This is a genomic window from Arcicella rosea, from assembly GCF_014204325.1.
GTDB lineage: Bacteria > Bacteroidota > Bacteroidia > Cytophagales > Spirosomataceae > Arcicella > Arcicella rosea_A.
The window spans coordinates 62,972-71,551 of the sequence record NZ_JACHKT010000027.1 but is presented as its reverse complement, the minus strand read 5'-3'; the positions used below and the strand labels follow the sequence as shown (position 1 = coordinate 71,551).

At 33.8% G+C, this 8,580-nt stretch carries 5 protein-coding genes and 3 tRNA genes; 4 read left to right on the top strand and 4 right to left on the bottom strand.

What is annotated here, in order from left to right; all coding sequences use genetic code 11:
- Positions 1-346: 346 nt before the first annotated feature.
- Positions 347-2,014: a pyruvate dehydrogenase complex dihydrolipoamide acetyltransferase gene (locus HNP25_RS16435; RefSeq protein WP_184135865.1), complete on the top strand. Its 1,668-nt coding sequence runs from the start codon at positions 347-349 to the stop codon at positions 2,012-2,014.
- Positions 2,015-2,085: 71 nt separating this feature from the next.
- Here HNP25_RS16435 and HNP25_RS16430 read toward each other — a convergent pair whose 3' ends face one another.
- The 4 genes from HNP25_RS16430 to HNP25_RS16415 all read right to left on the bottom strand — a co-directional run bounded on the left by HNP25_RS16430 (position 2,086) and on the right by HNP25_RS16415 (position 4,477).
- On the bottom strand, positions 2,086-3,843 hold the full coding sequence (locus HNP25_RS16430; protein ID WP_184135863.1) for a hypothetical protein: 1,758 nt from the start codon (positions 3,841-3,843) through the stop codon (positions 2,086-2,088).
- A gap of 261 nt (positions 3,844-4,104) precedes the next feature.
- Positions 4,105-4,176, bottom strand: a tRNA-Glu gene (locus HNP25_RS16425).
- Between the two features lie 60 nt (positions 4,177-4,236).
- Positions 4,237-4,308 (bottom strand) — tRNA-Glu (locus HNP25_RS16420).
- Positions 4,309-4,405: 97 nt separating this feature from the next.
- Positions 4,406-4,477: transfer RNA gene (locus tag HNP25_RS16415), tRNA-Glu, on the bottom strand.
- 270 nt (positions 4,478-4,747) lie between these two features.
- Here HNP25_RS16415 and HNP25_RS16410 point away from each other — a divergent pair.
- The 3 genes from HNP25_RS16410 (at position 4,748) to HNP25_RS16400 (ending at position 8,095) form a co-directional block, all read left to right on the top strand.
- On the top strand, positions 4,748-6,331 hold the full coding sequence (locus HNP25_RS16410; RefSeq protein ID WP_184135861.1) for a putative maltokinase: 1,584 nt from the start codon (positions 4,748-4,750) through the stop codon (positions 6,329-6,331).
- A 238-nt stretch (positions 6,332-6,569) separates the two neighbouring features.
- Positions 6,570-7,397, top strand: coding sequence for an orotidine-5'-phosphate decarboxylase (pyrF, locus tag HNP25_RS16405; RefSeq protein ID WP_184135860.1), 828 nt, complete (start codon positions 6,570-6,572; stop codon positions 7,395-7,397).
- 26 nt (positions 7,398-7,423) lie between these two features.
- On the top strand, positions 7,424-8,095 hold the full coding sequence (locus HNP25_RS16400; RefSeq protein WP_184135858.1) for an acetoacetate decarboxylase family protein: 672 nt from the start codon (positions 7,424-7,426) through the stop codon (positions 8,093-8,095).
- Positions 8,096-8,580: the final 485 nt, after the last annotated feature.

Genomic DNA, 8,580 nt, shown 5'->3' with positions numbered 1-8,580 from the left:
TTGATGATTTTTCTCATCCTTAAAGGCTGTTTTGATGCTTGGTCGCTCAAATTTCAGCCTTTTTGTTTTCAAGAACAAAATCTTCGGGTAGAGTACTTTGTTTGCTTTTATTGTAAGGCTAAAAAAATAAATAAACATTGAAAAACAAGGACAAAATTATATTTTTTCAAGATAGCTTTTGAAAGCAAGTGTTTAGCCTTATTTTTGAATTCTAAATTGGTTGTGTAGTTGTTTTTATTAGTTTTTAGTTGTTGATTTACCCAAATTTTATCAGAGTTAATCACAATTTGGCAAATAGCTATTTAACCATTTACCAAAAACAGTAAATTTTCCTATAATAATAAAAATGGCAGAAATCATAACCATGCCCAAAATGAGCGACACCATGACAGAAGGTGTTGTTGCAGAATGGCTCAAAAAAGTTGGTGACCCTTTAAAGACTGGTGACGGCTTGATTGCAGAAATCGAAACAGATAAAGCGACAATGGAGCTTGATTTGGACGAAAGAATGGATTTGAGCAATTTCAAAGATTGCCGAATTTTATACATTGGTTTAGAGAAAGGTAAGGCCGTACCAGTAGATAGTATTATCGCTATTATTGGTGAAAACGGTGAAGCTTATGAACATCTTTTGGGTGGTGCTACAGCACCAGCAGTAGAAGTTCCTGCTACTCCAGAAGCACCAGTGGCTACTGCAAGTGCTGCTCCAGCCGTTGATACTTCTAACATTAAAGCAGAAGTAATCGGAATGCCTAAGATGTCGGATACGATGATGGAAGGTACTTTGGTTACTTGGTTAAAGAAAGTTGGTGATTCAATCAAAGCGGGAGATGCTCTTTTAGCTGAAGTTGAAACCGATAAAGCGACAATGGAATTTGATTTAGATAATTTCATTGATGTTACCAAATACAATCCTTGTACTTTATTGTATATCGGTATTGAAGAAGGTAAAACAGTAAACGTTGATGATGTTATCGCTGTAATTGGAGAACCTGGTGCTGATTTTCAAGCCTTATTAAGTGGTGGGAAAACAGCTTCTGCACCAGCTGTGGCGGCTCCTGTTGCTTCTGAAACACCTGCACCAGCAGCAAAAGCAGAAGAAACTGTGGTTATATCTGACGCAGATGGAAGAGTAAAGGCTTCTCCATTGGCAAAAGCTTTAGCGAAAGATAAAGGTATTAATATTGCTCAAGTAAAAGGAACTGGTGAAAACGGAAGAGTAGTGAAAGCTGATGTTGATAACTTTGTTCCAGCTGCTGCGGCACCAAAAGCAGAAGCACCAGCAAAAGCTGCTGCGGCTAAACCTGCATTTGTTCCTGTAGTTACTGGCGAAGAAAGTTACGAAGAATTCCCAGTGAATCAGATGCGTAAAACGATTGCACGTCGTTTAGCAGAATCTAAATTCTCTGCACCAGAATTCTATTTAACCATGGAAATCAACATGGATAAGGCAATGGCAGCAAGAGTATCAATGAATGAAATTTCACCAGTGAAAATTTCATTTAATGATATGGTAATTAAAGCGGTTGCTGTGGCTTTGACGAAACATCCAAAAGTGAATTCTTATTGGTTAGGGGATAAAATCAGAATCAATCACCACGTACACATCGGTATGGCTGTGGCTGTTGAAGATGGTTTATTAGTACCAGTAATTCGTTTTGCAAATACTAAATCTCTTTCTCAAATCTCAGCGGAAGCGAAAGATTTAGGTGGAAAAGCTAAAAATAAACAATTACAACCTAAAGATTGGGAAGGTAATACTTTCACCGTAAGTAATTTAGGTATGTTCGGTATCGACGAGTTTACTTCAATCATCAACCAGCCTGAATCTTGTATTTTGGCTGTCGGCGGTATCAAAGAAACAGTTGGTGTGAAAAACGGACAATTCTATGCAACGAACGTGATGAAAGTAACCCTTACTTGCGACCACCGTACAGTGGATGGAGCAACAGGAGCTGCTTTCTTACAGACTTTCAAGCAATTATTGGAAGATCCTTACAAATTGTTAGTGTAGTCTTTAGATACAATATAGTAAAAGCGGGTGAAGATTTATTTCTTCACCCGCTTTCTTTTTAAGACGTTTTGTTATTTAAAATTCTGGAAAGTATAAAAATAATCTTTATCAGCTTTTGGAATTTGTTTCAAAGCTGTGTTTTTGTAAATAGGATTGGTCGTTTCCCAAGCATCAGGAGTAATGTGTATTTCTTGATAAACGCCATCTACATTTGCTCTAAGCCATACTTCTGTTGGTTCTATCCCTTCCGTTCTCCAACACATAGCCTCTAGTTTTTTCTTACCCACTTTGGTACGGCAAGGTAGAATATTTGGGGAATCAGCCCATTCTACAGCTTTGTGTTTTGCCCAGTTTTTATGGTCATAACTTTGTTCTGTTTCCCAATATTGAGGAACCATATCAAGATAAGCATCAGCACCACCATTTGTCATTAACATTTTTATACCTGCAAAAAAACCAATGTAAGTGTCATGAGCTTTATTATCAATAAATGAATTTTTATCCCATTGATGTAAATCAACATTATTCATATAATTGATGGTAACAATATCAAAAGCATAGCGTCTTCCTGCCATTTTACCTCTATGTTCCATTACTGCATCTGGAACAGTATTTCCATTAGATAGTTTTACATAAGGATTTAAACCTATTGGCCCTTTATCAGCAATCACTTTTGTTAACATCTTATTCCTGCGATTATTGAGTTTGTACCTGCAATACCATGATTGCCATTCCAATAAAGTACCCGCTCTGGCTAGAAAATGCTCAGTATTTCTCGTTACGCCGTATTTATTGATAACAATACTATTTCCATTTCCTAAATCAAAATTTTCGCCTTGTCTAAAAAACTCATTTGCATAAAATGATACTTCGTTACTTGGAATAATATTGGGGTAATCAATCGGTCTTTTATTGACAACACCTTTTGAAGGAATTGAAATAGGAGGGGTAGAAGCTTGCCAATCTTCTGAAAACTTTGCCTTTCTACTTGTATAATTTCCTTCAGCATCTGGATAATAAAACATGGCATTTTCTCCAGTTTCTCTATCGTGGATATACCCCAAAGTATTTATTGGTCCACCATAATCCGAAGAAATATCCCCAGTTGTGTTTTCTGCCATGCCGATAAGTAATGCTCTGTGAAGTTCATCACCATAATCAGCTGTTCCATCTTCTACATCAATAGCCACTAATCCTCTATGAGATTTTCCTTTGATATTATCTCCCCAACCCATAGTAGCATCCAAAACAGTAGAACGCCCAAAATCATAAGCACCTTCGATACCTATACTAGAAAGTTTTTTTCCACCTTCCAAGCTTCCTTCAAAAAATCTATGCTGATATGGAATTGTACTAATAAAGTCTTGATAACTTTTGCCAACTACAGGGTCAATATCTTTTTGCCAAGGTTTTCCATGTTCCAAGTCGTAAGAGTAAATGTATTCAAAACCTCTTTTGCCATTTCCATGATAAAACTCTGGCACAATGGTAGCATTGCCCATCAAACCTACATCCCAAGGATTAAGTTGATTATCTGAAAAAGGTTTTCCCCAAAAATTCCACCAAACTGCCCATTTGGGTCTTATATAACCTTGTGCGTTTATATAGCTTGGTATTTTAAAAGTCCCGATAAGGTTCAATGGAAGTTCATTTACTTTTGTTTGGACGGCAATTTCCTTTGCTACATTACTAATTGATAAAGGAGAATTGGAGATTGTTTTTGTGGGAAGAGCTAGCGTCTTTTTTACAATATCATTATTTTTTTTATCCGTTTGTTGAGCACATGAAACAAAAGAAATGAGAAAGAATAGCGAGAATGTTTTTTTCATTTTTGAAGGAATTAGTTTCAAATCATCACATAAATAGTGAGCGTCATTGCAATGTAAGTCTAAATTGTAATGATAACGAATAAGAATACGAACTAGCGTGTTTTATTAAATATTAGAAACATATTTTCCGCAGATAAGATTAAAAAACCTAAATGAAAGAAGCTTAAAAATACTTAATATGAGTGGAAAAGTTTTAAAACTATAGAAAAAAGAAACGACACTTTCGGTTAGAAAGTGTCGTTTTAGCTGAGATAGCTTTTGTAGTCCGTACGGGAATCGAACCCGTGTTTCATCCGTGAAAGGGACGTGTCCTAACCCCTAGACGAACGGACCATTGGGTTATGATAATATTTACTTTTAATGAACTTCAAACAATATTGAACATTGTTTTTGTAGTCCGTACGGGAATCGAACCCGTGTTTCATCCGTGAAAGGGACGTGTCCTAACCCCTAGACGAACGGACCATTGGGTTATAAAAATTTCACTTATTGTCACAAAACATTTTTTGTGATTAGAATTAAAAACCCTCCATATTGATATGAAGGGCTTGTTAACTTCTTGTAGTCCGTACGGGAATCGAACCCGTGTTTCATCCGTGAAAGGGACGTGTCCTAACCCCTAGACGAACGGACCATTGGGTTAAAACTTTTTCAATACTTGGTATCGCTGTTCGTTTTTCGTGGTGCAAAGGTAGGGAGAATATTTAGAATACACAACCACAAAATGAAAAAAAAGAAAACAAATTGTTAAAGTTGTTGATAATCAAAACATTGTAGGGTGTATTTTTTGAAAAATATTTTTTATAATAATGAAACCAATATTCTACTTTTTTTAAATATAAATATATTTTAAATTTAAACTCAGAAAATACCATTTTTATAAATCGAAATTCCTTCCTAAATAATGATTCAGTCAAAAATAAACTCACTAAACTCAAAGATTGCTTGGGAAAAAATCCGTGCTGATACTGAGCTTTTCGATAATTTTGAAAAAAATGTTCTACCAGCCTACATGAATACTTGTAGATGGTTTGCTGGAAAAGCCAGAATTCAAAAGTCCTTTAAAGTAACAACAGCACTGGAAATTCCAATTGAAGAATCAATGGCATTGTTGATGATTGTTACTGTTACTTATGAAGATGGTGAGATTGAAAATTATTTATTACCTGTTTCATTTATTGACGCTAGTCACAATAAAGATATTGCTCCCAAAGGAATCATTACTTTAGCATATATCAATAATAAAAGAGGAATTATTGTAGATGCGATTTATGATGAACGTTTTCAACAAGCAATTTTTTACCATTTAGCTCATGCTGAAAATATTGAGCAAGCCAAAGGCAAAGTAGATTTCACTCGTGGAAAGGGTTTTTTAGGAGAAGATATCAATGCACCGATTTCTTCAAGAGTTTTGCCAGTTGATTCTTCAAATTCTGCGATTGTTTTTGGAGATAAGTATTTCCTGAAGCTTTACAGGAAATTATTTACTGAAACAAATCCTGAAGTAGATATGGTTGAATTCATTACCGAACACTCTAATTTTGCTTTTATTCCTGCTTTTGCAGGGAGTTTGGTATGGAAAGAAGACCTCAATCCAGATATTACGCTTGGCATGATGCAGCGAATGGTAGAAAATCAAGCAGATACTTGGGTACAAACGGGTGAACAATTGGAAGATTTTGTAGATGCTTTTATGGCAAAATCATTTTCGATTAAGGAAGAAGTATTTCAACAAGTAGAATTACTGGCGCAACGAACTGCTGAAATGCACTTGGCTTTGTATAATACTGGTGCTGAAAAAATGTTTGTTCCCGAAAATTTTGATGAATCGTATCGTAAGTTTTTGCACGATAGACTAACCAATCTTTTAGATAAAAGATATAATCTGCTCATTGATAATTATACAAAAATCACAGATGTTGTGACCAGAAAATTAGCTTGGGATTTTATGGAAGCCAGAGAATTAATTGATGAATTTGCAGATGGTATTTTAACCAAACCAATACTTTCACAAAGGATTAGAATACACGGAGATTATCATTTAGGACAAGTATTGGCTACTAAGAACGATTATATTATTATTGATTTTGAAGGAGAACCAGAAAGCTCTATTACTGACAGAAAAATCAAACATTCTCCTTTAAAAGATGTGGCTGGAATGATTCGGAGTTATCATTATGCTATTTCAGCTAAAATGTTAAAAGACTCAATTGTTTTAAAATTTGATGCTCATCGAGTTCAAACTGTGGCTGACCGTTGGTATAAATTAATTCAGCAAACTTTTATGGATAAGTATTTGGATACTTTTGGGCATCCGCATCCATTGTTCAAGAACAATAACGAAATAAACTTTTTAATGTTGATTTATTTGTTGGAAAAAGCAGTCTATGAATTAGGCTATGAAATTAATTACAGACCCGACTGGGTTAAAATACCTTTAAAAGGAATTGTGAATGTAATTCGTGAAATTGAGAAATTAAAAATGTAGCAATTTTATTGATGAGGGAAATTACCAAAAAACTTTTTCCTGTAATTCTACCAAGTCTGTAATTAGGGTATTTTAAATTGAATTTGAAGGAAAAAAGGTTAGATGTGTAAGTTTTTTTGTTTTTTGACGGCGAACAGGTTAATATTGCTCATAAAATTTACTTCTTCAGAAGATTAAGCAAATTTCTTTCTCCAATTAAACTTAGCACTTTTTAGAAAGAAAACTAAGATTATTATAAATGACAAAGTCGCAGCTTTTTGAGCAAATTTTACAAAAACAATCATATCTGTGTGTTGGTTTAGATACAGATATCCAGAAGATTCCAAAGCATTTACTTCAAGCCAAAGACCCAATTTTTGAGTTTAATAAACAAATTATTGATGCTACACATCAATATGCAGTTTCATATAAACCCAATATTGCTTTTTACGAAGCTTTTGGTGCCAAAGGCTGGGAAAGCCTTCAAAAGACATTAGAATACATCCCAAAAGAATGCTTTACTATTGCTGATGCCAAAAGAGGTGATATTGGAAATACTTCTGGTTTATACGCCAGAGCCTTTTTTGATGAACAATCATCAGGATTAAATTTTGATTCTGTGACGGTCGCCCCATACATGGGAGAAGACTCAGTAAAACCTTTTCTTGAATTTGCTGACAAATGGGTTATCTTGTTAGCATTTACTTCAAATGCTGGAAGTAAAGACTTTCAAACGCTTTCACTAACCAATGAAAAACAGCTTTTTGAAGAAGTTCTTACAAAATCTCAAGACTGGGGAAGTTCGGAACAATTAATGTATGTAGTTGGTGCTACTAAAGCAGCTATGCTACAGAAAATTAGAAGTATTGTTCCAGAACATTTTTTATTGGTACCGGGTGTAGGTGCACAAGGTGGAAGTTTGGAAGAAGTATCAAAATTTGGAATGAATAAACAATGTGGATTGTTAGTTAATTCATCAAGAGCAATTATTTATGCTTCATCGGGTGAAGATTTTGCTGAAAAGGCAGCTCAAGAAGCAAAGAAAGTTCAAGAAGAAATGAAAGTTTATTTGAATGCTTATTTATAAAAATACTTCTTTATAAAACCATCAATATGCAAAATCAAAGTGAAATAAAGCTTCTTGCCGAAGCTCCTTGGCAATTATCAGGGAATGCTTATGCGATGATCTATAAATTTCCAAAAGAGTTTGTTATGGAAAATGGATTTATGGAAGATTTTCAAAAAAGTAGGTTTTTAGGCTATTTTGGAACAGTAATGCTAGTAGATTACCAATCTTCAAATGTTGGTCAATATCAAGAATTACTGTTTATTTCCGGTATGTTTACCTTTGATTGGGCAAAAGTATTTTCAATCAGTAAAATTTATGTGTCATCTGATGAAAGTGTTTTAAACGGTAGGAAAAATTGGGGAATACCCAAAGAAAAAGCTGATTTTGAATGGTTAAATGAAGCTGATGGTAAAACAAGTGTTAAAGTAAGATTAGACCATAAGGTAATTTTTGAAGCAAAGTTTAAGAAAAACTTTTTGTCTTTTCCTTTAAAAAGTAATTGGTTTTCTTTTAAATTGGCTCAGAAGTCAGAGAATGATTTACTGATTACACCTTTCAATTTTAATGGAAAAATTAAACTTTCAAAAGTTAATACAGTATTGACTAATCCTAATTACTTTCCAGATGTTTCTCGGTTATCACCATTGCTAACTATTCAAATAAGTAATTTTAAGATGAACTTTGAGGTTCCAAAAATTAAAGAAAATTATTTTTAATAGTACTTATTTGCTTTATATAATAAATAATCTCATAAATTTTTGTTGTTTGTAAAATGAATCATATATTTGTTATAGAGAATATTAATCAGGATGTAGTTTTTTTAAAAATAATTAATGCTCTCACAGTACTTGTACTTAATAACATTCCGCCAAGTGTTAGGATAAATAAAGGCTTTTAATCATAATAGCTTTACAAACTTCTTCATGTAAGAATCCTTTCATCTTGCGGTATCAATCCAACATTACGAATTGTTAATTTTCTATGATTTACCTTTATGGTTTATCATCAAAATATGTAAAAAATATTGGGCTATGCCCTAACGATTACTACTTAGGCGGATTGTGTAAAGACTCGGAGCGATGCATCGAGTCTTTATTTTTTTATAAATTTTACAGCGATTAACAGAATCATTTATAAATGTTTGATTTGAAAAACTAAAATAAAAGAGACTTAAATCATGATATTTTTTCGCTCAAACAAG